Raw genomic sequence first — 24,295 nt, 5'->3', positions numbered from 1 at the left:
ATGATGATTTTATCATAAAATAAGCCGCCTTCCTTTAATCGGGGAAATTACTTTAAGGAAGGTTGGTTTTTTAAAAGCTGGTAAAAACTAATAACCATCGAAATTATAATTTATTTGCTACCATTTCCTGCAGATGAATTACTAAAGGTTCTGCAAATGAGCCTTTTTTTATTTAAAGTTTTCAGTTTTAATCGAAAAGAGACTGTTCCTTGCGGGCAGCCTCTTTTCTTTTTAAAACATTAAGGATTTATAATCACTTCCAGCCTCCGCCTAAGCTCTTATAAATATCAACAACTGTACTCAGCTGTTTTTGTTTTGCTTCAACCAATTCCATTTTTGCATCCAGGGCATCTCTTTGGTTCAAAAGAACTTCCAGATAATCTGCTCTTGAGTTTCGGAATAGCTGATTCGCAATATCGATCGATTCTTCCAACGATTTTGTCTCCTGTGCCTTAAGCTGATAATATTGATCGATATTCTTCACTCTAGACATCAGGTTGGCCACATCCAGATAGGCATTTAAAATCGTTTTATCATATTCATACAAAGCCTGAATCTGTTTTGCATCTGCAGTCTGGAAATTAGCTTTAATCGCACTTTTATTAATAAGCGGACCTGCTAATTCTCCAACCAAATTATAGGCAATAGATTCCGGCATTTTCACTAAATAAGAAGGTTTAAAAGCTTCCAATCCTAGCGTTGCAGAGATTTCCAATGAAGGATAAAACTCTTTTCTTGCTGCTTCAACATCTAATTTTGATGATTTTAATTCTAATTCAGCTTGTTTGATGTCGGGACGGTTTGCCAACAACTGTGACGGAATTCCTGTATATACCGTTTGCGGAATCGTTGTCATAAAATCTCCTTTCGTTCTTACAATCGGCTGAGGATAACGACCACACAGCGCATTGATCTGATTCTCTTTCTCCGTAATTTCCTGACGAATTGTATACTCTGTCGCTTTGGATTTTGCCAATTCTGCTTCAAACTTTTTCACAGCCAATTCAGTTGTCGCAGCAGCTTCTTTCTGAATTTTTGAGATCTCCAACGCCTTTTGCTGAAGTTTAATATACTGCTGAATAATATCCAACTGATTATCCAAAGCTAACAGTTCATAGTAATTGTCAGCTACCTCTTCAATTAAGTTTGAAAGAACGAAATTCTTCCCTTCTACCGTTGAAAGGTAATGGGCAACTGCTGCATCTTTCTCATTTCTCAATTTTTTCCAGATGTCGATTTCCCAGTTTGCCATTAAACCGCCTTCGAAATTTCCAAGAGGATCCGGCATTTCTCTTCCCGGTTCAATTTCTGTGGTAGCATCGCCTGCACCTTCACTTGTGTAACGTCCGGCTTTTTTTACTCCTGCACCAATTCCCGCAGAAACCGTTGGCGTTAATTTTCCTTTTTTAGATAAAACTCCACTTTTTGCAATTTCAATTTCCTGCAGAGTGATCATTAATTCCTGATTGTTCTTTAGAGAAGTTTCAATTAGAGCAACCAGATTAGGATCAGTGAAAAATTGTCTCCAAGGGGTTGTCCCGCTGTTATTATTGGCATCACCCTGATCTTCCTGATTAAAATTCTGGGGTACATTTTCTTTCACCTCGTCTTTTATGACGGTCGCCATTGGCGCCTTACAGCTTGCTAAAACAAGCGATAAGGCAATGGCTGCTATATATTTGTTATAAATCTTCATGTTTATCATCGTGTTGGTAAGGTTCTGTTTGTTCTGTTAAAGGATTTTCTTCCTCGTATTTCGCCAGTTTCGATTTTTCTGCGAGCGTTCCGAAGATGTAATACAATCCTGGGATGATCATTAACCCAAAAATAGTTCCGATTAACATTCCTCCTGCTGCGGCTGTACCGATGGTACGGTTACCAATCGCTCCCGGTCCGGTTGCCATTACCAATGGAATCAACCCTGCGATAAATGCAAATGATGTCATTAAAATCGGACGGAAACGGATCGCAGCACCTTCAATGGCCGCCTGCGCTACCGGAATTCCTTCTTCTGCTTTCTTCTGTACGGCAAATTCAACGATCAATACGGCGTTTTTACCCAAAAGACCAATCAACATGACCATTGCTACCTGAGCATAGATGTTGTTTTCCAATCCTAATAGTTTCAAACATAAGAATGCTCCGAAAATACCCGTTGGCAAGGATAAAATTACCGGCAAAGGAAGAATAAAACTTTCATACTGTGCCGCAAGAATTAAATAGACAAATCCTAAACAAACCAAGAAAATAAATATCGCTTCGTTTCCACGGCTTACTTCATCTTTGGAAATACCTGCCCAGTCGATCCCGAAACCTCTAGGAAGTGTTTTGTCTGCCACTTCTTTAATCGCTGCAATCGCCTGTCCGGAACTGTAACCCAGCGCAGGAGTACCACTTACCTCGGCAGAATTGTACATATTGTGTCTTGTAATTTCAGATAAACCATACACTTTTTCTAAATGCATGAAATCTGAATACGGAACCATCTGATCTTTATCGTTTTTAACATACAGTTTCAATAAATCTGACGGTAATGCTCGATATTGCGGACCTGCCTGAACAATCACTTTATAAGGTCTGTCGAAACGGATGAAGCTCGTTTCATAATTCGAACCAATTAATGTAGATAAATTATCCATCGCTTTTTCAATCGTTACCCCTTTTTGTTCAGCAAGATCATTATCAATCTTCAGCATATACTGAGGGAAACTTGCAGAATAGAAGGTAAATGCAGATCCGAGTTCAGGACGTTTTTTCAATTCCTTCACAAAATCATTACTTACTTTTTCCATTTTCTGATAATCGCCACTTCCCGCTTTATCCAAAAGACGAAGTTCGAAACCACCCGCAGCACCATATCCAGGAATTGAAGGCGGTTGGAAAAATTCTATATTCGCACCCGGAATATTTTTAGCTTTTTCTTCAAGTTTTTCAATAATTTCTGCGGCAGATTCTGAACGGTCTTCCCAACTTTTAAGGTTAATCAGACAAGTCCCTGAGTTTGAACCTGTACCTTCAGTTAAGATTTCATATCCTGCTAATGATGATACTGACTGTACCCCATCTATATCTTCAGATTCTCTCAATAATTCTTTAGCAATCTGATTTGTTCTTTCCAATGTTGATCCCGGTGGTGTCTGAATAATTGCATAAATCATCCCCTGATCTTCCGCAGGAATAAATCCTGAAGGCAATGAGTTACTTAAAAAGAATGTACAGGCACAAAACGCTAATAATAAAGGAAGTGTAAATGTTTTTTTCTTAACGGTTTTATTCAACATTTTCTCATACTTCCCTGCTCCTTTTGTAAATAAATTGTTGAATTTATCTAAGAAGATAGTAATCGGCGTTCTTTTCTTCGCTTTTCCGTGGTTGTTCTTCAAAATTAAAGCACATAAAGCCGGAGTTAAAGTTAATGCCACAACACCTGAAAGGATGATCGCCGAAGCCATTGTAATCGAAAACTGACGGTAAAATACCCCAACCGGACCAGACATAAACGCAATCGGAATGAATACAGATGCCATTACCAGCGTAATTGCGATAATCGCCCCACTGATCTCGTGCATTGCTTCTTCTGTCGCTTTTAACGGAGAAAGCCCTTTTTCTTCCATCTTGGCGTGAACAGCTTCAATAACCACAATCGCATCATCGACGACGACCCCAATTGCCATTACCAAGGCAAATAATGAAATCATGTTCAACGTAATTCCAAAAGCAGTCATGACTGCGAAAGTACCGACCAATGAAACAGGAACCGCAATTGCCGGAATCAATGTTGAGCGCCAGTCTCCCAAGAACAGGAATACCACAATCGCCACCAAAATAAACGCTTCAAATAACGTGTGGATTACTTTTTCAATAGAAGCATCCAGGAATTTTGACACGTCATAACTAATGTCGTAATGCATTCCTTTAGGGAAAGTCGTTTTCTGCAATTCAGCCATCAAAGATTTTACATTTTTGATAACATCACTTGCATTGGAACCGTACGATTGTTTTACTGTAATCGCCGCGGAAGGTTTACCATTCAATGTAGAATAAATATCATACATGGAAGAACCAAACTCAATATCAGCAACATCTTTTAATCTGATAAATTCTCCGTCAGGTTTTGCTTTAAGGATAATATTTCCGTAATCTTTTTCATTATTAAAACGACCCGGATATTTTAAAATATATTCAAATGACTGAGATCTTTTACCCGAACTTTCTCCTGTTTTACCCGGAGATGCTTCCAAACTCTGCTCATTTAACGATTCCATTACTTCATCTGCTGAAATACTGTAAGCCGTTAATCTGTCAGGTTTCAGCCAAATACGCATTGCATACTCTCTTGTTCCCAAGATATCTGCAAAACCAACTCCCCCAACTCTTCTTAATTCAGACATCACGTTGATATCCGCATAGTTGAAAAGGAATTTCTGATCAGCTTTAGGATCGTCACTGTATAAGTTAATATACATCAACATATTTGGTTCTTCACGGGTAATTTTTACCCCTTCACGAACAACCAACGGAGGAAGTTTGTTCACTACCGAAGATACACGGTTCTGAACGTTTACCGCTGCTACGTTCGGGTCGGTTCCTAAATCGAAAACCACCTGAATAGAAGCTTCCCCGTCATTTCCGGCATCGGAAGTCATGTATTTCATTCCCGGCACACCATTTAAACCTCTTTCTAACGGAATAACTACGGATTTGATCAACAATTCGTTGTTGGCACCCGGATATTCTGCGGTGATATTTACTTTTGGCGGTGAAATAGATGGGAACTGTGTAACGGGCAATTTCATCAGGGACAAAACTCCCATAAATACGATAATCAAAGAGATTACGATAGACAGAACAGGTCTGCGAATGAATTTCTTAAACATACTGATTCATTTATAGAGCCTTACTCTGCTTTTAATTTCAATGATTGAAGAACTTTCTTAGGATCCTGAGCTTTAGTCTTAACTTTTTGATCATCTTTCACTTTCTGCACCCCTTCCAATAAGATTTTATCTCCCGTTGAAAGTCCTGATGCCACTACGTAAACATCCGGAAGCTCATAAGCGATTTTAATATTTTTAGACTTTGCCACTCCGTTTTTATCAACTACGAAAACATATTTCTGATCCTGAATTTCGTAAGTTGCTTTCTGAGGAATGATTAAAGCATTTCTTAACGGTAAAGTCATTCTTACTTTTCCTGTTTCACCATTTCTCAATAACTTGTCAGGATTCGGGAACTTTGCTCTGAAAGCAATATTTCCTGTTTCACTATCAAATTCTCCTTCAATAGTCTGAACTTCACCTTTCTGTTGAAATACATCACCGTTTGCCATTACCAAATCCACCTTATTGCTTCCTCTGTCTGCAACATTTCTCTGATAATTCAGATATTCAGGTTCTGAAACGTTGAAATAAGTATAAACATCATTGTTATCAGACAAAGACGTCAACAAATCTCCTTCATCTACCAAACTTCCCAATTTCAGAGGTAATCTGTTGATAATCCCTGAAAATGGCGCTTTAATATCAGTAAATGACAAGTGAATCTGAGCCAGCTTAGCTTCTGCTTTTGCTGCATCCAACTTAGCTTTTGCCATTGATCTTTCGTTTTTAGAAACAATGTTATTATCTGCTAATGTTGTTGAGTTCTTCAGCTCAATCGTTGCCTGAGCAACCTCTGCTTGAGCTTTTAGTAATTCTGCCTGATATAACTGAGGCATGATTCGGAATAAAGTCTGCCCCTGACGTACGTACTGACCTTCGTCTACGTAAATTTTCTCAAGGAAACCTTTTTCCTGTGCACGAACCTCGATGTTCTTTACAGACCTGATTTGAGCTACAAATTCTTTGTCGATCACAGTATCCATCACCACCGGTGAGGTTACGGGATAGACTGTAGCTTCTTCTTTTTCTTCTTTTTTCTTGTTACAGCTGAACAATAAAAGACTGCTTAGCGCAATGCTTGCGACAACTCCTTTGATCATAATTCTAGAGTTTATATAAATCGTTAATGTTTTAATAGGAAAATGGTAATAAGAAAATGATTTACGATGTGTCAGATTACCGACAAACACAACGCAAAATATCCTCTACCGAAATAATCAGCAGAAAATACATCGAAAAATGAAATTTTAGATTCTGATAGAACGAATCAGAATGAATCTTTTTACAGAGGAAAATTCAGATAAAAAGCCATGAATAGTAGGCTTTAATTTTTTGAAACTATTTAAACCAAAAATATAAATCAAGCTGAAAACACTTGCAAAAACTACGATTGCCTGCAGTGTATCTGAAAACTGAAAGTCGTCTTCGGCAAGTTCAAGAGAAAAATTATTCCCTGCATCGTCCCCCTGGTGGATAGTTTGCTTTTCGTAAGTTTGATTTAAGCGGTTTGCTCTTTTGGGTAAATTGTGAGAAGTATTAGGATTATAATCATTTCGCAAAGTTTTGACATTAATTTTACTTTCCACTACGAAAAGCAGGAAAAGTGATGTCAAAAAATATGTGATATATGTTCTCATTTTCTAAGGCACAAATGTACATTTAGATTTGTATACCATCATAGCGGATTAACAAAATTTAACTCTTCTGAAAATTACCTGAAAATGCATGAACAGGTAATTTCTTCATATTAATGGCTCAAACAAAGGGAAAATATTAAGATTTCTATAACATAAGAAAAATTCAATTCTTAAAAAAATTAATAAAAACTAAGAGATTTTACCTGATTTTTAGTGATTAAACTTTTAATTATTAATATCCTGAATACATTTTTCTGTTCTTTCACAGATTTATTTTTACCAAAACATTGCTCTTCTACTTGTTTTTCAGCATGGTGCTCAATAATTTATTTTAAAAATTATATTTTTTAACGAAAATAAATCCTCTTAAACGATTGATTATATGATTTAATTATACAATCAAATGACAGCTATTTCAATGTGAAGATTTTTTTCATAATGTTGCAAAAAAAAACAGATGAAAAATTTTAAAATCTTACAGTTTCGAATCCTGACTTAATAATTATTTTACTTTTAATCTTAATAATTATATACCAAAGGTGCCTTTGGCATTATATTTTAATGCAATTAAAAGTAAAATTAATTCGCTAAAATATATTTTAATCTGTTATTTTTCAATCATTTTAAGTAAAATTAACATATTTCATGATAAATTTTCGTACTTTTATTGGATATTAATATTCAATTCATGACACACCTAACAATCACTTATCACTATGAAAAAATTATTAAAAATTACTATTATTACAGGTCTTCTGGCTTTTACAGGAACAGCATGTAATCATCAGGGAAAGGAAGAAACGGTTTCACAAAACATTCCAGAGACTCCTGATGCAATTTCTAAAGATGAAATTACCAAAGAAACATATACCGACGAGTATGGTGATCGATTAGAAGTTGCCATTAATAACAGCCAAAACACTGTTATTGTACATTTCGAAGGTAAAAATTATGAGCTTACAAAAAGCAAAGAACTTCCTGAATATACTGCCAGCGATGCTTTCTATCAATATTCTGATGTAAGAGGAGATGTAACTTTCCTTAATAAAGATTACAATATGGTGATGTTCCATCATAAAAAAGAAAAACAATCTTCTGGCTCAAAAATGGCTTCGTTTTAATAAAACCGACAAACAAAAGAATATGAAAAATCTATTTACCTATTTAAGTTCCGTGCTTTTTGTTCTGTTTTTAACTTCTTGTATGAGCAAACCAGCTTCTCAAAATTCGGGCGATATTACCGGAAAAACCTGGAAACTTACGGAAATTAACGGACAACCTATTAAGCTAAAAAATCCAAACGCTATTCCTAATTTTAAACTCAATATGGCTGATATGCGGTATACAGGTAACGGCGGATGCAATGGTGTAGGAGGAACTTTTGAAATTAAGCAAGATGTTATGCGCATAAAATTCAATCAGGGAATGTCTACGATGATTGCCTGCGACGATCTGGAGACTGAAAAAGCATTTGTAAACGCATTACTCTCTGCCGATAATTATTCTGTAAACGGAAATACTTTAATGTTAAATAAAGCAAGAATGGCACCTTTAGCAAAATTTGTTTTACAGTAAATCAAGTTTCAACAAACACATCAATATACTTGAGCGCTCTTATCATAAGAGCGTTTTTTTTTACTTTTTTTTGAAAATAAAGAAACAGATGAGCAAAGTAATATTCACTAAAACGGCAAAGGCATTAGATACAATAATTGGAAGCTCATCCTGTAAAAAGCCATACCAAACCCATAATGATAGACCAGTAATAAGTATCGTGAGCATTACCCAAGACAGATTTTCCGCATCCTTTTTTTTAATGACTTTTATCAATTGAGGAATCATCGACACTGATGTTAATATTCCTGCTATTATTCCTAAAACATTTTCATCCATCAATAGTAATTTTCTTAGTTAAAGGAAATTCTATACCAATGTAAGATGATCTGTTTTATTTTTTAAATCTGTCTAAAGAAACTTCTTCATGCAAAGGAATATTTTCTTCAATAAAATCATACAAATTTTTAGAAAAGTAACATCCGTTTAGAATCCCACGAGCTCCGAGTCCATTAAAAACATATAAATTCTGATGTTCTGAATGCTGGCCTATAATCGGTCTTCTATCTTTCACCGTTGGTCTGAACCCAAAATTTACGTCATTGATTTCAAAATCGTAAGGATAAAATTCTGATAATCCATTTTTTAATTGATCAACCGCAGATTCATCAATATGATGATGCAACTGTTCTCTGTCGTAAGTTCCTCCATAAAAGTATAAATTATCATGTAACGGAAACAAAAAATGTTTCTTTTTAATCGTAACATCATTAGGAATTCTTTCTGAAAGCATCACTTTTATATGGTGTCCTTTATTCGGAATAACAGGAATATCACAAAAATATGGATTTTCTTTAACGCCCATTCCTTCGCAAAAAATAATATTTTTAAATTGATAATTTTTATAAATTGATTCTAAAGGGTTAATTTCAGAATAATTAAATTTTTCTTTGACGATTGATGACTTATTTTCAAGAAAATCAAATAAACCACTAAAAAATCCACTAACATCAAGTCTGGCAGACTGATTAACAATTCCTGAATTAAAATCGTTTTTTACAGCTTCTAAATGACCAAAATTTTTGTCTAAAAAATTTTCTAGCTCTGGATTTTCAGATTTTTTAAGCCATAATCGCTGTTCATTTTCATCATGAAAAATTCTGTGGATTGGCTTTTCGATTAAATAATTTTTTCCGGTATAGCTTTCTATCTCTTTCAATGATTTTTTCAAAAAATCAATCTGCTCCTGAGCTTTCCAAAATGTCGTAAACTTTTTTAAAACAACGGGATTGATAATTCCCGCAGAAACCTGAGAAGCACTTTTTCTTCCTTCCGAAAATATTATAAACGATTTGTTATTCTTAATCAACTGATGGGCAAAAAACAATCCCGCATACCCATCTCCCACAATGATATAATCTACATTTTCCATAATAAAAAAACCTGAGTAAAAGTACTCAGGTTTTCTATAAATATCAAGTGAAATTTAGTAATTCCACATATCATTTTCCATTTGAAGGATTTGTGACTTAATTCTGTCACTTTCTTCCAACTGCTCGTCAGCATCTCTAGGAATATAATCCTTGATAACACCATCTCCTAAACCTGTTGAAGATTTAAAGATTACTGAAGAGAATCTTCTAGAATTAATTAAATCATCAAAAGATAAATCTGCAGAAGTATTTTTTCTGTTGTAAACGAAATTATTCGCTAAAACATCTCTTGCATTAGGATAATATACCCAGAAAAGATCAATTAAATCATTAGCCCCTTCTAAAGGTTGACCGTCTGGTCCTAGTCTACCAATCATCTGAGGATCTGGTCCCATTGCAGCAATACCTAATGGTCTGTACTTCAATTGTCCGTCTCTCTTATCGATAAACCACATACCGAACATTTTCAAAACTTTTACTTTATCCGTAGTGGTTTCATAAATGTCTGTAAGCTCTTTTTTCTCCTGTTCAGTTAACTGACGTCCACTGTTTAAGATATTTACTGCTTCATCATCAACACGCACACTTACTAATCTGTCTTTAATCTGTTGTGGAGTAAGTCTCTGAACGAAATTTTCATCGTCATAAACTTCTTTAATGTCACCACTTAGAGCACCATCAAGTAAAAGTTTATATAAAGATTTTGTTTCTGTAGATAATAAACCGTCCGGATTGTTATAATAGAATGGCTGATTAATCTTGTCATTCATATCGATAACTTCCCAAACAAATATGCTTTTAAGGATATCTTTCTCATCAACAAAACCGTATTCCAAAGGTTTAACTTTTTTATCGATAATTGTATCTCCCACTTTCATTTTGTTCTCAGCCCTCATTTTTCTGAATTCTTCAGGAGAAGAAGCATTCAGGATAGTTTGAGAAAACATGAATCCCGAAACTACAACTAAAAAACTGCTAATATATTTTTTCATAATACTCTATTAATTTTTATTGGATATTAATTAACACAGGTGAAATATTTCCAATTGTTTGGGTTCCTAAACCTGTTGCTGTTGCTTTAATCTCAAATATATAAACACCTTCTCCAGGTCTTAAATTCTTGAACATTCCTGCCGCACCTTGTAATGAATTACCTTGAACCTGCATTGCAGCTCTACCCGGAACTCTTACCATGAACGAAGTCACGTTAAATGATACTGGGAAGTCAAAATCAGGAATAACTGCCTGAAGTTGCTGATTCTCCACTGAGTTAGCCGGCATTGTCAACATATTTTTACCTCTGATCTGTCCTTGTGGAGGTGGTACATTTTTAATTCTATATTCAAATACCTGAGATAAAGACTTACCATAAGGATCTGTTCCAGATAATGTAATTTTCAATACATTTCCTGCACCCGGCTTAACATCCCATTTACCAGGACCTGTACTCTTCACAACCGCTCCAGGAGCAGATAGAGATAATTTACCATTATCAGCACCTAAAATAGAACCTGTAACAGGGTTATCAAGATTTCTATACATTACATTCATCTTATCAGCAGAAAGCAATAGACCTTTTTGAAGTTTAACCTCCTGAGGACCGGCGATTACATTATAAGTATGAGTGAACGGGAAGCTTTGAGCCTTACCAGTAGCATCAGTTAAAGTAATATCTCCTTTTAGAGTATGCTCACCAATTGCACTTGTATTAAGAGAAGCAAAACCTTTTCCGTTTTCTTGCTTATTAACACCAGACATCACAATCTTGTTACTGTTAGAATAGTTTCCTAACATGATAACAGCTTCTGCAGGCTTACCAGCAACTACATCTACAGGCGCAGAAACAATAGCTTCATAGCTTGAGAATTTAATGCTAGCATCTACTTTTTCCTGTAACATCAATGCTAATGCATCAGACTGTACGTTTCTTGCGTCATTCTGAATAATTTCTAAGTTAGAAATCGCAGCGATTAGCGGCTGATGGTAGAATTTATTCTGGAACCAAGTTTTTCCGTTTGGAGATTTACCCTGAGGATATTCTGCAATCAGAGACTTGTTTGCTCTGTCTACCAATTTCTTCAATTGAGGATCATTTCCGAAAGTTGCATTGATATAATTTCTTACATCATCTATTTTCTTCTTTAATTCTAATGCTTTTGCTGAAGGAGAATTTTCATCGCCTTCTTTAAAGAAATATTCGGTAGTAGCTTCGTTATTATTTAAAGCAGAGAAATTCTCACTGATATCCAATTCTTTACCCGTTTTAAGGTCTTTATCATGAAAATCTGAATTTTTCTTTACTAAATCTTTAACATCCTGTGCAGATTTTACCAAAGTATTAATTTTGTCTCTTAAAACTTTATACTGCTCCCATGGAGTTGCATAAGTGTCAGGAACTTGTTGAGCCTTTGCTTCCAAAGTTTTCTCAAAAATATCCTCATTTTTCTGCTCAGTTAAGAATCTAGTTTCATTTAGTGCTTTAGTAGAATCATAGTAAGATCTGATGATCTCAACATCAATATTTAGGGCCATCATAGCGATGAACACCAAATACATTAGGTTGATCATCTTCTGACGAGGGGTCTGTTTTCCTTTTGCCATTCTCTTTTCTTTGTTTTTGATTAAATTAGTTAAATTAGAAATGGTTTGGAAATTAAGACTTCATAGCAGTTAACATACCACCATAAACTCTGTTTAAATTATTTAAGTTAGATGTTAATCCCTGTAATTCCTGATTGAATTTTTCTGATTGTTCAGCAGATTTTTGCATATCTTCAACATATTTGTTAGCATAATCTGACTGTCTTTTACCGCTTTCCAACTGCATTAAATATAAAGCATTCATGCTTTCCATATGCTGTGCAGCTTTGTTCAATTGTTCGTTATATTTATGAGTAGAAGCAGAGACATCAACAGTTTGATTGATCTGATCAACAGAAGTAGAAAATTTGTCGATACCTGTTCTTAATCTTTCAAATAACTGTACATCTAATTTAGCATCTTGTAGCATCTTGTCTAATTTAGTTGAAAGAGAGTTTTCTAATTCAGCAAATTGAGCAGCCGCCGCAGCAGCATTTTTAGAAGATACATTTGAGTGTAATGGGTTTGGGTTTGCATGCTTATCTAATAATTCAGGATAAACATTTTCCCAAGCATAAGACTCTTCATTTTTTGGAGGGTCAAAAGCGAAAATAATAAAGATAATTGCCTCAGTAATAAGTCCAACTGTAAGGGCAATGTTACCATTGATTGGTCCCAAAGTAATGTGAGTAATTTTAAGCCAAGCTCCAAGAATTACAATTGCAGCCCCGAATGAATAGAAGAAATTCATCCAAGCATCTTTAGTCTTAAACATATAAGTTAGTTTTTTTTAATGTTAAAATAAAATTGTTATTGAAAAATAATGGTCTGATAATTATCTGTTAACTCTTTTTGGTTTAACAGCAGCTTCAGGAATATCCTGTACAGTTCTAAATCCGATATAACTTCTCGCTGAATCTTTTCTTTCCCAATCTCTAGCACCTGTCATCAACATATAACCAACATCTTTCCAAGAACCACCTCTTACAGATCTCTTATTATCAGTTTTATCTTTAGTAGAAGGATTTAAAGTAGATGAGAATCCGTATGAAGAGTTGTTATAAGCAGATTCTGTCCATTCAGAAACGTTTCCAGCCATATCAAATAATCCGAAACCATTTTTCTTAAACTTCTTTACTGGAGCTGTATATGTATAAGTACCTTTCTTATCGTCTTCCATGTAATTACCTCTTTTAGGTTTGAAGTTTGCCAAGTAGCAACCTCTGTCATCCATTAAATAAGGACCTCCCCAAGGGTAAGTAGCATTTTGCATTCCACCTCTTGCAGCATATTCCCATTCGATTTCTGTAGGAAGTCTGAAGATTAATGGTCTTTGTTTTTTTCTTTTTAAACTTTCGTTATAATCAGATTTTAATTTTGATCTGAAGTTACAGTAAGCTCTTGCCTGATCCCAAGTTACCCCAACCACAGGATAATCCTTGTAAGCTTTGTGCCAGAAATACTGTTCAAACAATGGCTCATTATAAGCGAAATGGAAATCTTTCACCCAAACAGTTGTATCCGGATAAATTGCAATACTTTCGCTTCTAAGATAGTTTACTCCTCTTTCTTTTTCAGCCAGAGCAGCGTCCATATCTCCCCATCTGTAAGTATATTTAAGTTTACTAACATCTAAGATTCTTTCATTACTGATTCTTGAAGAAGCCGGTAAATACATAGATTCTAAAACTTCTGCGTATTCTACGTCAGGATATTTTGACGTACTCCAATGCAAAGGAACTTTCCAGTCAATTTTTTTAGTTGGATCGAATGTACCTTCGTCTCCACCACCTTGTCCTTCTAAATATTCCTGATATGGTGTTAAGTTTTCTTCTTTTTGAGCAAGATATGCGTAGTCACCAATGTTAGTACCTTTACCTTTCCCTTCACCACCTTCTCCGGCAGCTTCAGCAAGCAAAGTTCTAGCGATAGAATCTCTTACATAATTAATGAATACTCTGTATTCTGCATTGGTAGTTTCTGCTTCATCCATAAAGAAGGAAGAAACAGTAACTGTTTTTGCTTGAGCTTTTTCAGGACTACTCGTGAAATCCTGATCAGCTAATCCCGCAACAAACGAACCTGCAGGAATACCTACCATTCCGTATGGTCTTTCTGCTACAAATGATTTTGTTTTTTCTCTAGGTATCAATTCTCCTTTTGTTCCGGGTTTTCCGACAGAAGAAGATCCCCCACCTGAACAAGATACCGATGCTACCGACGCAGACAATAATAAAAGAAATATCCTTTTCATGTTAATTTTTATAATTAAGCCGTAAATATATAATTTTTTTAAGAAACTTTTAAGATTTTTTTTGAAATAACGTGAGAAATCTAAATTTATTTTATTTACAAGTAATATTTATTCCACAGTTACCGATTTCGCAAGGTTTCTTGGTTGATCTACGTTCGCTCCCCTATATACCGCAATATAATATGCTAATAACTGCAAAGGAACCGATGCAACGATTGGTGAGAAACATTCTGAAGTTTCCGGAATTTCGATGACATAATCTGCCATCTCACTTACCTGTTTATCTCCTCTGTTTACTACAGCAATTACTTTTCCTTTTCTTGCTTTAATTTCCTGAACGTTACTTACAATCTTGTCATAATGTCCTTTTTTGGGAGCGATGATAACGATTGGCATGTTTTCGTCAATTAATGCAATAGGACCGTGCTTCATCTCTGCAGCAGGATAACCTTCGGCATGAATATAAGAGATTTCTTTCAATTTTAAAGCTCCTTCTAACGCAGCCGGATAATTATACCCTCTTCCTAAATATAGGAAATTAGTTGTGTTTATAAAATCTTTAGCAATATCCTGAACTAGCTCATGAGTAGAACTTAAAACTTCCTCAATTTTTTTAGGGATAGCATCCAACTCTGCAATTAAGCTCATGAAATCAGCGTTTCCTAAGTTTCCATTATGTTTACCTAATTTTAAAGCAATAAGCGAAAGAATGGTAAGCTGAGCAGTAAAGGCTTTCGTAGAAGCAACCCCGATTTCAGGACCTGCATGCGTATAAGAACCTGCATCGGTAATTCTTGCAATTGAAGAATCAACAACATTACAGATACCATAGATAAATGCTCCTCTTTCTTTAGCTAACTTTAAAGCAGCCATTGTATCAGCCGTTTCTCCCGATTGAGAAATCGCAATAACGACATCTTTATCAGTAATAATCGGATTTCTGTATCTGAATTCCGAAGCATATTCTACTTCAACAGGAATTCTCGCATATTCTTCAATTAAATATTCACCGATAAGACCCGCATGCCAAGAGGTTCCACAAGCTATAATAATGATTCTGTTAGCATTTTTGAATTTCTCAATATGATCCCAGATTCCTGCCATTTTAATAACCCCTTCATCTACAATAAGCCTACCTCTCATTGTGTCATGTATAGACTTTGGCTGTTCGAAAATTTCTTTTAACATAAAATGTTCGTAACCGCCTTTTTCAATCTGTTCCAAGCTTAATTTAAGCTCTTGAATTTCAGGTTCTATTTTAGAATTATCATTAATTGTTCTGATGTCTACTCCATTTTCCAAAGAAATTGTAGCCATGTGGCCTTCTTCAAGATAAATTGCCTCTTTAGTAAACTCTACAAAAGGAGAAGCATCTGAGGCAATAAAATATTCTTTTTCACCGATTCCGATTGCTAAAGGAGAACCTAATCTTCCCACGACCAAAACTCCTGGGAAATCTTCATGCATTACTGTAATTGCATATGCTCCGTACACTTCATTTAAAGCATATCTTACAGCCGTAGGAAAATCCATTTCAGCATTTAAATCCATAAAATACTGAATCAGATTCACTAAAACTTCAGTATCTGTTTCAGATTTAAAAGTAAATCCTTTTTCCTTCAACATTGTTTTAATAGTATCATAATTTTCTATGATACCATTGTGAACCAATGCAATTTTATTATTATTAGACAAATGCGGATGTGAATTTCTATCACTTGGCACCCCGTGAGTTGCCCAACGCGTATGTCCCATTCCGATTTTAGCAACTCCTTTTAATTGACTAGAAATCTCAACAAGATCGTCTACTTTACCTTTTGTTTTTTCGACTTCAAGTTTATTATCTGTATTTTCCAGAACAATCCCTGCGCTATCATAACCTCTGTATTCTAGTCTTCTAAGACCATTAATTACGATATCATAAGCGTCCTGAAAACCTGTATAACCAACAATTCCACACATATTCTTTCAGTGTTTTTTTAATTTTTATTTTTTTGTCCCGTAAGTAACAACTAGGTGTGCTCTTTTTTTATCCTTTGGATCTGTTGTGTTTGAACCGACAAAAACAACTCTGTCTCTTGCATAAGCTCTCGAGGTGGTATTAGCACCTACTAAAGCATTAGTCTGACTGTTTGATAAAAAGCTTCCCATATCTATTCTGATATATTCTTCCGGATTAATTGTCACATCATCTTTTGTTTCGATGATATCTTTAATAGATTGAGTCACCGTAAAATCATAGTATGCAGGACTCTTATCCAGATAAGCTTTATATATTGAAAAATTATTGGAGCCTACTAAATTTAACAGATCTGATAGAAACTTAAATTTCTCCTTATTATTGGTAGTATCAATGTATCTATCCACAATTGAGAACGCTGTAAGTTTAGGTGCTTTACTATCCCAGCTTTCGTTATCAATAGAGATTCTTATCTTAGCACTGATAATTGCTGCTCTATCATTTTTATAACGATTTCTCAATTCAGTAAAAGTATTTCCCGGAATTTTAACACCAATTGAAGGTCCTCCCATCCCTTGTAAAAACAATTTTTTATGACCTATAGTACCAATTGGCTGATTAACCTCACTAAGAAGTGGTGTTCCTGCTCTGTCATATTCATAATGTCCGATGTGAACATTACCAGAACCTAACGCAAAAGCATAAGCTACCTGCGGTTTTGTAGCTGGCGGAACATCTGTCTTATCATATTTATAGTACATGATTAATTCCAAATCATTAGGATTGAACTGCATTAAATACCCGTCATCTTGAGTAGCAGATATCTTCAAGCCTTTAAAATGTCTGATAAAGTTTGAGGCATCCTGCAATTCAGGTTTATCCTGATACGCAATAATCTTAGATTTAAAAAACTCATTATCCAATTTAATTCTGATTCCCGGAGTGGAAGCCGTAAATAAAGCACTTCCATCATCATCTTTAGTAATTGTTACTGAGCTGATATTACCATCAAAACTTTTTTCTCCCAACAGAGCACCAACGTTGTAATCAGAATTAGAAGCAGCACGATCAGAAGCACCTTTTAAGAAGTCCGTCACTTCATGTACCTGAATATTAAAAGGAGCTGTTGTAGAACCGATCTTAGCTCGTCCGTACTTATTAACCGGATAAGTATTGACAACTTTTTTAGCATTTATATTCGCATCGGTAGCTGTTGTAAAAGTAAAACCATCATCTACGGTATTCGTTTTAACGGAATCTGAAGCATAAGTTGGCTTAATTACCAACACCACCGAGTCAATCACAGGATTAGTTCCAAAATCAGGATCGTATGTTGATAATCTTAACTGGGTAAAATATGATGCTTTCTGTTTACCAAACTGAGGTTCGTTAAAAGCACCCAATGTTGCCAGACCTAATTTTGATGCATCACTTTGGATAGTATCGTTATTATTAATATTAAAGGCAGTAATATCAAAGGATTCCTCATTCCCCTGAGCAGCCCCATCCAAAAACAATTGTTCTCCTAAAGTATCTGCATCAGGCTCACAATTATAAAGTACTACACTTCCAAAAATTACCAACGAAAATATGGTAATCGCTTTTTTAATAGAATGAATCATTAAAAATGTGTTTTTTAATAAAGTTTATTTATAGAATCTACATCGAGATACTCCGACTTTTCTGTACTTGTTTCGTTAAAAGCTTTGTCCAAGTCTTCATCCAGAAACTCATCTCCTTTTACCACCATATCTACATAGCTCATGCTTTCGATAACAAAGCTTTTTACCGTCGGGTTTTCTAACGCCTTTAACCCTGCAATATTGTCAAACTTCAATTTCTCATCAATATTCGAAGCTAAGGCTGCATCTTTCTCATTGTATAAAGAAAGAACAATCTTAGCATCTTTGAAATAAGCGTCTGATTCGTAATATGTTTTAAGGTAAATAGGAACGAAAGAAGTCATCCATCCATTTAAGTGAATAACATCAGGAACCCAATTTAGCTTCTTGATCGTTTCAATAACCCCTCTTGCGAAGAATATTGCTCTCTCGTCGTTATCATCGAAGGGATTTCCTTCATCATCAAAATAATATTGCTTTCTTTTGAAATACTCTTCATTGTCGATAAAGTAAACCTGAAGTCTTTCACCAGGAAGAGACGCTACCTTAATAATAAGAGGCTGATCTAGATCATTAATAATAATATTCATCCCAGAAAGGCGAATCACCTCATGAAGCTGGAACTTTCTTTCACTTATTTGTCCAAATCTTGGCATAAAAACTCTTACATCATTGCCTTCTTGGTGCATCTTAAGTGCCATTTTATTTACCACCGCAGCCATATTTGTGTCTTCCTGATATGGATACATTTCTGTAGTAATGTACAGTATTTTTTGATTCGGCATAAACTTCTATCTAATTTTTGTAAAAATGCTTTAATGTGCAAAATTACGAAAAAACATCCAACATTATTTTAATTAACATTTTTTTACGATAATTCCCTTCCATAAATTATTAAACAATCTCAAATTGCACAATAATTATATGATATTTTTAGTATTTTTGAATTACTATTAAAATAAACTATGGAAGTTTTAAAAAGCAAGAAAATTCTTCAGGATTTCATTGAAAGACAGAAGGAGATGGGTAAGAAAATAGGCTTCGCTCCTACAATGGGAGCCCTTCATAACGGTCATTTATCTTTATATGAACAAGCAAGAAAAGAAAATGATCTGGTAATATCCTCAATTTTTGTTAATCCTACTCAGTTTAATAATCCTGAAGATCTTGAAAAATATCCCCGAGACATCAATCGAGACATTCTCATTCTGAAAAATTCTGGTTTGGTAGATGCCGTTTATATCCCTGAAGTAGTTGATATATATCCTGAAAAAGCAGAAAGCAAACATTACGATTTTGATGGACTTGAAAATGAAATGGAAGGAAAATCCAGACCAGGGCATTTTGATGGTGTTGGAACCGTTGTAGAAGAACTTTTTGTACAGGTAAAACCCGACAATGCTTATTTCGGTGAAAAAGATTTTCAACAATTGGCTATTATTAAAAAATTAGCTAAAAAAAATAAAATTCCGGTGAAAATACATGGAGTTCCTATTTACAGAGCGGAAAACGGTTTAGCATTAAGTTCAAGAAACCAAAGATTACATGAAGATAGAAAAGATGCTTCTAAAATTATTTTTGAAACTTTAAAAAAAGTTAATGAATGGTTCCACACAATCACTATTCAGGAAATTAAAGACAGAGTACAGGATGTTTTTGATGACCAACAGGGCATGAAGCTTGAATATTTTTTAATAGCAGACGAAGAAACCTTAAAAGAAACAGATTTTTTCTATAAGGGCAGAAGTTTCAGAGCATTTATTGTCGTTATCGTTGATGGAGTGAGATTGATTGATAATATGCATTTGGATTAATTTTCAAGAACATAATTAATTCCAGTTTAATATAATGAAGCATTACTATTAAGTGATGCTTTTTAATTTGCTTAAACATTATCAGAGATATAAAAAAATCAAAGACCTCCTGAGGGAAGTCTTTGAAACACCAAATCACAAAATATTAATATGAAAAAAATTTACTTTTCAGTAAACTTGTGACCCGGCTGGGATTCGAACCCAGGACCCATACATTAAAAGTGTATTGCTCTACCAGCTGAGCTACCGAGTCGGCCACAATTAAAAATGAATATGCTTCATTTCAAATCATTAATTTTTTCTACGGCGACTGCAACCAGGCGATTATGNAAATTTACTTTTCAGTAAACTTGTGACCCGGCTGGGATTCGAACCCAGGACCCATACATTAAAAGTGTATTGCTCTACCAGCTGAGCTACCGAGTCGGTCACCTTATCAATGAAAACAACTATAAAAATTAATTTTCATTTTTAAGAAGTGCAAATGTACGGTTTTTTTTCGTATTTGCAAATTTATTTTAAAAATTAAAGGCTTCTTTTGGAAGCCTTTAAACACCAAATCACAAAATATTAATATGAAAAAAATTTACTTTTCAGTAAACTTGTGACCCGGCTGGGATTCGAACCCAGGACCCATACATTAAAAGTNCAAAATCAAAGGCCTCCCTTAGGAAGCCTTCGAACACCAAATCACAAAATATTAATATGAAAAAAATTTACTTTTCAGTAAACTTGTGACCCGGCTGGGATTCGAACCCAGGACCCATACATTAAAAGTGTATTGCTCTACCAGCTGAGCTACCGAGTCGGCCACAATTAAAAATGAATATGCTTCATTTCAAATCATTAATTTTTTCTTTGCAGTGCCTGCGACTGGACTCGAACCAGCACATCCTTAGGAAACCACCCCCTCAAGATGGCGTGTCTACCAATTTCACCACACAGGCAATAAATTACACAAATTAAGTAATTTTTTGCTAGTGACCCGGCTGGGATTCGAACCCAGGACCCATACATTAAAAGTGTATTGCTCTACCAGCTGAGCTACCGAGTCGGTCACTTTAGCAACGATTATTGTCTGTTATAACATCTCTCGTTTTCAGTGGTGCAAAGATATGAAGTTTTTCGTTATCTCAAAACTTTTTTGCAAATTTGTTTAAAATAAATTCATGATAATTTCACTGGTCGGATACATGGGAAGTGGCAAATCTCACATTTCCAAAATATTAAGCGATAAACTCAATTTTAAATTAATTGACCTGGATAAAGACATTTCCAGAAGAAATAAATTAACCATCCCTGAAATCTTCGAGAAAAAAGGAGAAATCTACTTTAGAAAGCTGGAACGAGAGGCGTTAGAAGAAATTCTGGCTTCAGAAGAAAATGTAATTTTAAGTTTGGGTGGAGGAACTCCAGTTTATTATAATAACATGGAAATTATTAATCATAACTCAAAAAGTGTTTTTCTGAAAGCATCTGTAGGAACTTTAGCGGAAAGACTTTCAAAACAAAAAGAAAAACGTCCGCTGATAGCCAATATTGATGAAGAAAATCTGCCTGAATTTATTGCTAAGCATTTATTTGAAAGAAATCAATTTTACAGCAAGGCTCAATATAATGTAAATACAGACAATCGAGAACCTGAAGATATTGTAAACGAAATAATAGAAAAGCTCTACATATAGAGCTTTTCATTTTGATTAATTTTCGTTTTCAGAATCTCCACCACTTTCGCCAAAGAAATCGTCCCAATCGGTAAAATCTGATGCAATGTCATTTCCTACATAGTCGTCCATTTCTCTTCGGTCTTTTTTGGTTGGTCTTCCTTCTCCTTTGATTCTGTAATAATCCTGAGATTCTTTTCTCATTTTGAGTATTTCATACTGTTCTTTATCTGTCACATCTTTTATGTGAAGCGGAACAAGCTTAGCTCCCATCCTACTTTTGGGAATCTGAAGTACTTTAATTTTATAATCAATCTGATTTTTACGGATCTTAATCACATCTCCTTCTTTTACCTCTTTAGAAGACTTCACAACTGACTCGCCGATAGACACTCTGTTCTTTTTAATCTCATCTGTAGCAATAGTTCGAGTCTTATAAAAACGAATACTCCATAAAAATTTATCTATTCTCATATTTTTTTATACTTTTGTCGTTATATTATTTGTAAAGTAATTAAAGTTTTTGAAATGAAAAAAATATTTTTATATATCCTTGCGGGATCTTTATGTTTTTCTGCTTGTAAAAAGGATGATGATGAAGTGGCAACTTTTGTAGAGCCAGATGACATTGCAGTTAGAAATTCTTATGATGATCAGGCAATTCAGAAATTCATGGATGAGAATTATCTGGATGTTCAGGGAAATATAAAAACATTTAGCGCTACAGATACTGCTGATGATAATTATAAAAAATTATCTCAATTAGCTCCCAAAACGCTTCCTTCAGGAGTTATTTATATTGTAAGAGATGGGGTACAACCTGATCCGGGAGTTACTTTGGAAACTAATTCATCTGCCGGAAATAATGCTACTCAAATCAGAACAATGATGAGAGGTACGGGCTACGTAGCTGCAAACATCGATGGAAATACTACTTTTTCATCAATAGGAAATATAATTAATACAATTAATGGTGATGGGTCTCCTGTAACTGATCCTTCATTTTATTATGTAAAAAATTCTGTCTTAAATGCTTCAAATAATTCAGATGCTGCAAAACAAAGAAGCTATTACGAAATTGAAGGTCTACAAGAAGGATTAAAATATTTTAAAGGATTTCAAAATATGAATGACGGAGATCCTTATAATTTACAGGGAGTAATCATAGTGCCATCCAGAGCTGCTTTTGCAAGGGATGCACATTTTCCTTATTCTTCAACGTATTCTTTAAAAAATACTTCTTTTGTATTTAACTTTCAAATCTATAAAGCAAACCCAAGGCCTAGTGGTGATCAATAAAAAATTAAACCGCTTCAAAATTTGAAGCGGTTTTTTTATGACTTTTATTTACTAATATTTAGCTTTCTGTTTTACATTTCCTAAAATATCCGGAAAATAGAGATCTGCCAGGTGATCAAATTCATCTCCTCTCATAAACATCGTAGCATCTACTTCTTCATAAGAATCTTTTCCTGCTGCTGCAATTAATTCATTACAGGTATGAAGCGTATTTTTATGGAAGTGATACACTCTTTCTGCCTTATCGGTAACATCAAGTCCTTTTATCAGCATCTTATCTTGCGTTGCAACACCTGTCGGGCATTTATTATTATTACATCTCAGCGCCTGAATACAACCTAAGGAGAACATAAACCCTCTTGCATTATTACACATATCAGCTCCCATTGCTACCGCTCTTAAAATATCAAGACTCGTCAGAACTTTTCCGCTTGCAATAACTTTTAATTTATTTCTTACATTATAATTGTTAAGTGTTTTGTTCACAAAAATTAAAGCTGGCTCCAAAGGCATTCCTACTCCATCCGAAAATTCCGGCGGTGCAGCCCCTGTCCCTCCTTCAGCTCCGTCAATTGTGATAAAATCAGGATAGATTTTCAAAACATTCATCTGAACACAAATGTCTTCAAACTCTTTGGTATCACCAATACACAGTTTAAATCCGACTGGTTTTCCACCTGAAAGTTCTCTTAGTTGCTGAACAAACCTCAACAATGCGGCTGCATCAGAAAAAGAAGAATGAGAAGGTGGAGAAATAATAGTCATTCCGGGTTTTACATGACGAATTTTTGCAATTTCCGGTGTATTTTTAACTCCTGGCAATACTCCTCCATGACCGGGTTTTGCACCTTGAGACAATTTAATCTCAATCATCTTTACATTAGGAAGTGTGGAATATTTAGTAAATAATTCTGGGTTGAATTTTCCCTCATCATCTCTACATCCAAAATATCCGGTTCCGATTTGCCAACATAAATCCCCTCCTTCCAAATGGTGTGGAGAAATCCCTCCTTCTCCTGTATTATGATAAAAATTACCTTTTTTGGCACCTCTGTTTAAAGAAATCTGCGCCCTATCACTCAATGCTCCAAAACTCATTGCTGAAATATTGAATAATGAAGCATGATAAGGCAGCGTACACTGCTCACCACCTACCCAGACTCTTGGAAGTTCTTCTTTAGGAGATTTGGCATAAATGGAATGTTTAATTCCCTCATATTTTCTGTGATTAACTTCTAATTGTGTCCCGAAAGGTACTGTATCACTGAGATTTTTGGCACGTCTATAAACTGCAGAACGCTGATTTCTCGGAAAAGGTTTTCCATCTGTTTCTCTTTCAATAAAATACTGCTGCATTTCGGGAGAAATACCCTCGAAAAAGTATCGGAAATATCCAATAACAGGAAAGTTTCTCAGAATAGCGTGTTTTGACTGATAGGTGTTATAAACACCCAATGCATAGAAGGCCGTTAACAATGTTGGTATCCAATAATGCGCTTTGATTAGTACTGCCACGACCCATGTAACAATGACTAATACAATTCCCCAAGATAAAAACTTATCTCTCATAGAATGTAGATTTAAAAAAGTTATAACTA

20 protein-coding genes and 5 tRNA genes are annotated in these 24,295 nt (G+C 34.9%); 5 read left to right on the top strand and 20 right to left on the bottom strand.

Going from position 1 to position 24,295, the window contains the following annotated elements; all coding sequences use genetic code 11:
- Positions 1-253 precede the first annotated feature (253 nt).
- The 4 genes from ASG22_RS07290 to ASG22_RS07275 all read right to left on the bottom strand — a co-directional run bounded on the left by ASG22_RS07290 (position 254) and on the right by ASG22_RS07275 (position 6,517).
- Positions 254-1,696, bottom strand: coding sequence for a TolC family protein (locus tag ASG22_RS07290; protein WP_055983466.1), 1,443 nt, complete (start codon positions 1,694-1,696; stop codon positions 254-256).
- Positions 1,683-4,877, bottom strand: a complete 3,195-nt coding sequence (locus tag ASG22_RS07285) for an efflux RND transporter permease subunit (protein ID WP_055982590.1) — start codon at positions 4,875-4,877, stop codon at positions 1,683-1,685. The genes ASG22_RS07290 and ASG22_RS07285 overlap by 14 nt, the downstream gene beginning before the upstream one ends.
- Before the next feature lie 20 nt (positions 4,878-4,897).
- Positions 4,898-5,980 (bottom strand): efflux RND transporter periplasmic adaptor subunit, encoded by a 1,083-nt coding sequence (locus tag ASG22_RS07280; protein ID WP_055982587.1) that lies wholly within the window; start codon positions 5,978-5,980, stop codon positions 4,898-4,900.
- Positions 5,981-6,127: 147 nt separating this feature from the next.
- Positions 6,128-6,517 (bottom strand): hypothetical protein, encoded by a 390-nt coding sequence (locus ASG22_RS07275; RefSeq protein ID WP_055982585.1) that lies wholly within the window; start codon positions 6,515-6,517, stop codon positions 6,128-6,130.
- Positions 6,518-7,233: 716 nt separating this feature from the next.
- Here ASG22_RS07275 and ASG22_RS07270 point away from each other — a divergent pair.
- Both ASG22_RS07270 and ASG22_RS07265 read left to right on the top strand, forming a co-directional pair.
- On the top strand, positions 7,234-7,638 hold the full coding sequence (locus ASG22_RS07270) for a hypothetical protein (protein WP_055982583.1): 405 nt from the start codon (positions 7,234-7,236) through the stop codon (positions 7,636-7,638).
- Between the two features lie 22 nt (positions 7,639-7,660).
- Positions 7,661-8,092 (top strand): META domain-containing protein, encoded by a 432-nt coding sequence (locus ASG22_RS07265; RefSeq protein WP_055982581.1) that lies wholly within the window; start codon positions 7,661-7,663, stop codon positions 8,090-8,092.
- 60 nt (positions 8,093-8,152) lie between these two features.
- On the opposite strand, the gene ASG22_RS07260 is transcribed toward ASG22_RS07265, so the two are convergent.
- From ASG22_RS07260 to ASG22_RS07220, 9 genes are all read right to left on the bottom strand, one after another.
- The gene (locus ASG22_RS07260; RefSeq protein ID WP_055982579.1) at positions 8,153-8,410 is read right to left on the bottom strand and encodes a SemiSWEET transporter; all 258 of its coding nucleotides are present in this window, start codon (positions 8,408-8,410) and stop codon (positions 8,153-8,155) included.
- Between the two features lie 55 nt (positions 8,411-8,465).
- Positions 8,466-9,503 carry an NAD(P)/FAD-dependent oxidoreductase gene (locus tag ASG22_RS07255; RefSeq protein WP_055982577.1) on the bottom strand — a complete coding sequence of 346 codons (1,038 nt, stop codon included), beginning with the start codon at positions 9,501-9,503 and terminating at the stop codon, positions 8,466-8,468.
- Positions 9,504-9,557: 54 nt separating this feature from the next.
- On the bottom strand, positions 9,558-10,496 hold the full coding sequence (gene gldN / locus ASG22_RS07250) for a gliding motility protein GldN (protein WP_055982575.1): 939 nt from the start codon (positions 10,494-10,496) through the stop codon (positions 9,558-9,560).
- Positions 10,497-10,512: 16 nt separating this feature from the next.
- Entirely contained in the window at positions 10,513-12,105 is a 1,593-nt protein-coding gene (locus ASG22_RS07245) for a GldM family protein (RefSeq protein ID WP_055982572.1), read from the bottom strand.
- Positions 12,106-12,157: 52 nt separating this feature from the next.
- Positions 12,158-12,859: a gliding motility protein GldL gene (gldL, locus tag ASG22_RS07240; protein ID WP_055982570.1), complete on the bottom strand. Its 702-nt coding sequence runs from the start codon at positions 12,857-12,859 to the stop codon at positions 12,158-12,160.
- A 60-nt stretch (positions 12,860-12,919) separates the two neighbouring features.
- Positions 12,920-14,338: a gliding motility lipoprotein GldK gene (gldK, locus tag ASG22_RS07235; protein ID WP_055982568.1), complete on the bottom strand. Its 1,419-nt coding sequence runs from the start codon at positions 14,336-14,338 to the stop codon at positions 12,920-12,922.
- A 108-nt stretch (positions 14,339-14,446) separates the two neighbouring features.
- Entirely contained in the window at positions 14,447-16,300 is a 1,854-nt protein-coding gene (gene glmS / locus ASG22_RS07230) for a glutamine--fructose-6-phosphate transaminase (isomerizing) (protein WP_055982567.1), read from the bottom strand.
- Positions 16,301-16,324: 24 nt separating this feature from the next.
- Complete coding sequence (locus ASG22_RS07225) at positions 16,325-17,920, bottom strand: DUF4270 domain-containing protein (protein WP_055982565.1); 1,596 nt, start codon at positions 17,918-17,920, stop codon at positions 16,325-16,327.
- A gap of 14 nt (positions 17,921-17,934) precedes the next feature.
- A complete protein-coding gene (locus tag ASG22_RS07220) occupies positions 17,935-18,705 on the bottom strand; it encodes a glycogen/starch synthase (RefSeq protein WP_055982562.1) in 771 nt (256 codons plus the stop codon).
- A gap of 180 nt (positions 18,706-18,885) precedes the next feature.
- On the opposite strand from ASG22_RS07220, the gene panC reads away from it, so the two are divergent.
- A complete protein-coding gene (gene panC / locus ASG22_RS07215; protein WP_055982560.1) occupies positions 18,886-19,734 on the top strand; it encodes a pantoate--beta-alanine ligase in 849 nt (282 codons plus the stop codon).
- A gap of 180 nt (positions 19,735-19,914) precedes the next feature.
- Here panC and ASG22_RS07210 read toward each other — a convergent pair.
- The 5 genes from ASG22_RS07210 to ASG22_RS07190 all read right to left on the bottom strand — a co-directional run bounded on the left by ASG22_RS07210 (position 19,915) and on the right by ASG22_RS07190 (position 20,788).
- Positions 19,915-19,987: transfer RNA gene (locus ASG22_RS07210), tRNA-Lys, on the bottom strand.
- A 100-nt stretch (positions 19,988-20,087) separates the two neighbouring features.
- Positions 20,088-20,160: transfer RNA gene (locus tag ASG22_RS07205), tRNA-Lys, on the bottom strand.
- Between the two features lie 309 nt (positions 20,161-20,469).
- A tRNA-Lys gene (locus ASG22_RS07200) sits at positions 20,470-20,542 on the bottom strand.
- Between the two features lie 56 nt (positions 20,543-20,598).
- Positions 20,599-20,681 (bottom strand) — tRNA-Leu (locus ASG22_RS07195).
- A 34-nt stretch (positions 20,682-20,715) separates the two neighbouring features.
- Positions 20,716-20,788: transfer RNA gene (locus ASG22_RS07190), tRNA-Lys, on the bottom strand.
- A gap of 115 nt (positions 20,789-20,903) precedes the next feature.
- On the opposite strand from ASG22_RS07190, the gene ASG22_RS07185 reads away from it, so the two are divergent.
- Positions 20,904-21,419, top strand: a complete 516-nt coding sequence (locus tag ASG22_RS07185) for a shikimate kinase (RefSeq protein ID WP_055982558.1) — start codon at positions 20,904-20,906, stop codon at positions 21,417-21,419.
- A gap of 15 nt (positions 21,420-21,434) precedes the next feature.
- Here the strand turns inward: ASG22_RS07185 and ASG22_RS07180 are convergent, their stop codons facing one another.
- Positions 21,435-21,872, bottom strand: coding sequence for an RNA-binding S4 domain-containing protein (locus tag ASG22_RS07180; RefSeq protein ID WP_055982556.1), 438 nt, complete (start codon positions 21,870-21,872; stop codon positions 21,435-21,437).
- A gap of 54 nt (positions 21,873-21,926) precedes the next feature.
- On the opposite strand from ASG22_RS07180, the gene ASG22_RS07175 reads away from it, so the two are divergent.
- The gene (locus ASG22_RS07175; RefSeq protein ID WP_055982554.1) at positions 21,927-22,697 is read left to right on the top strand and encodes a hypothetical protein; all 771 of its coding nucleotides are present in this window, start codon (positions 21,927-21,929) and stop codon (positions 22,695-22,697) included.
- A 51-nt stretch (positions 22,698-22,748) separates the two neighbouring features.
- Here the strand turns inward: ASG22_RS07175 and ASG22_RS07170 are convergent, their stop codons facing one another.
- On the bottom strand, positions 22,749-24,266 hold the full coding sequence (locus ASG22_RS07170; protein WP_055982552.1) for an FMN-binding glutamate synthase family protein: 1,518 nt from the start codon (positions 24,264-24,266) through the stop codon (positions 22,749-22,751).
- Between the last annotated feature and the right edge of the window lie 29 nt (positions 24,267-24,295).

Origin of the sequence: Chryseobacterium sp. Leaf405 (assembly GCF_001425355.1) — a bacterium.
Classification (GTDB): Bacteria; Bacteroidota; Bacteroidia; order Flavobacteriales; family Weeksellaceae; genus Chryseobacterium.
This window is presented reverse-complemented; position numbering and strand designations above follow the sequence as displayed.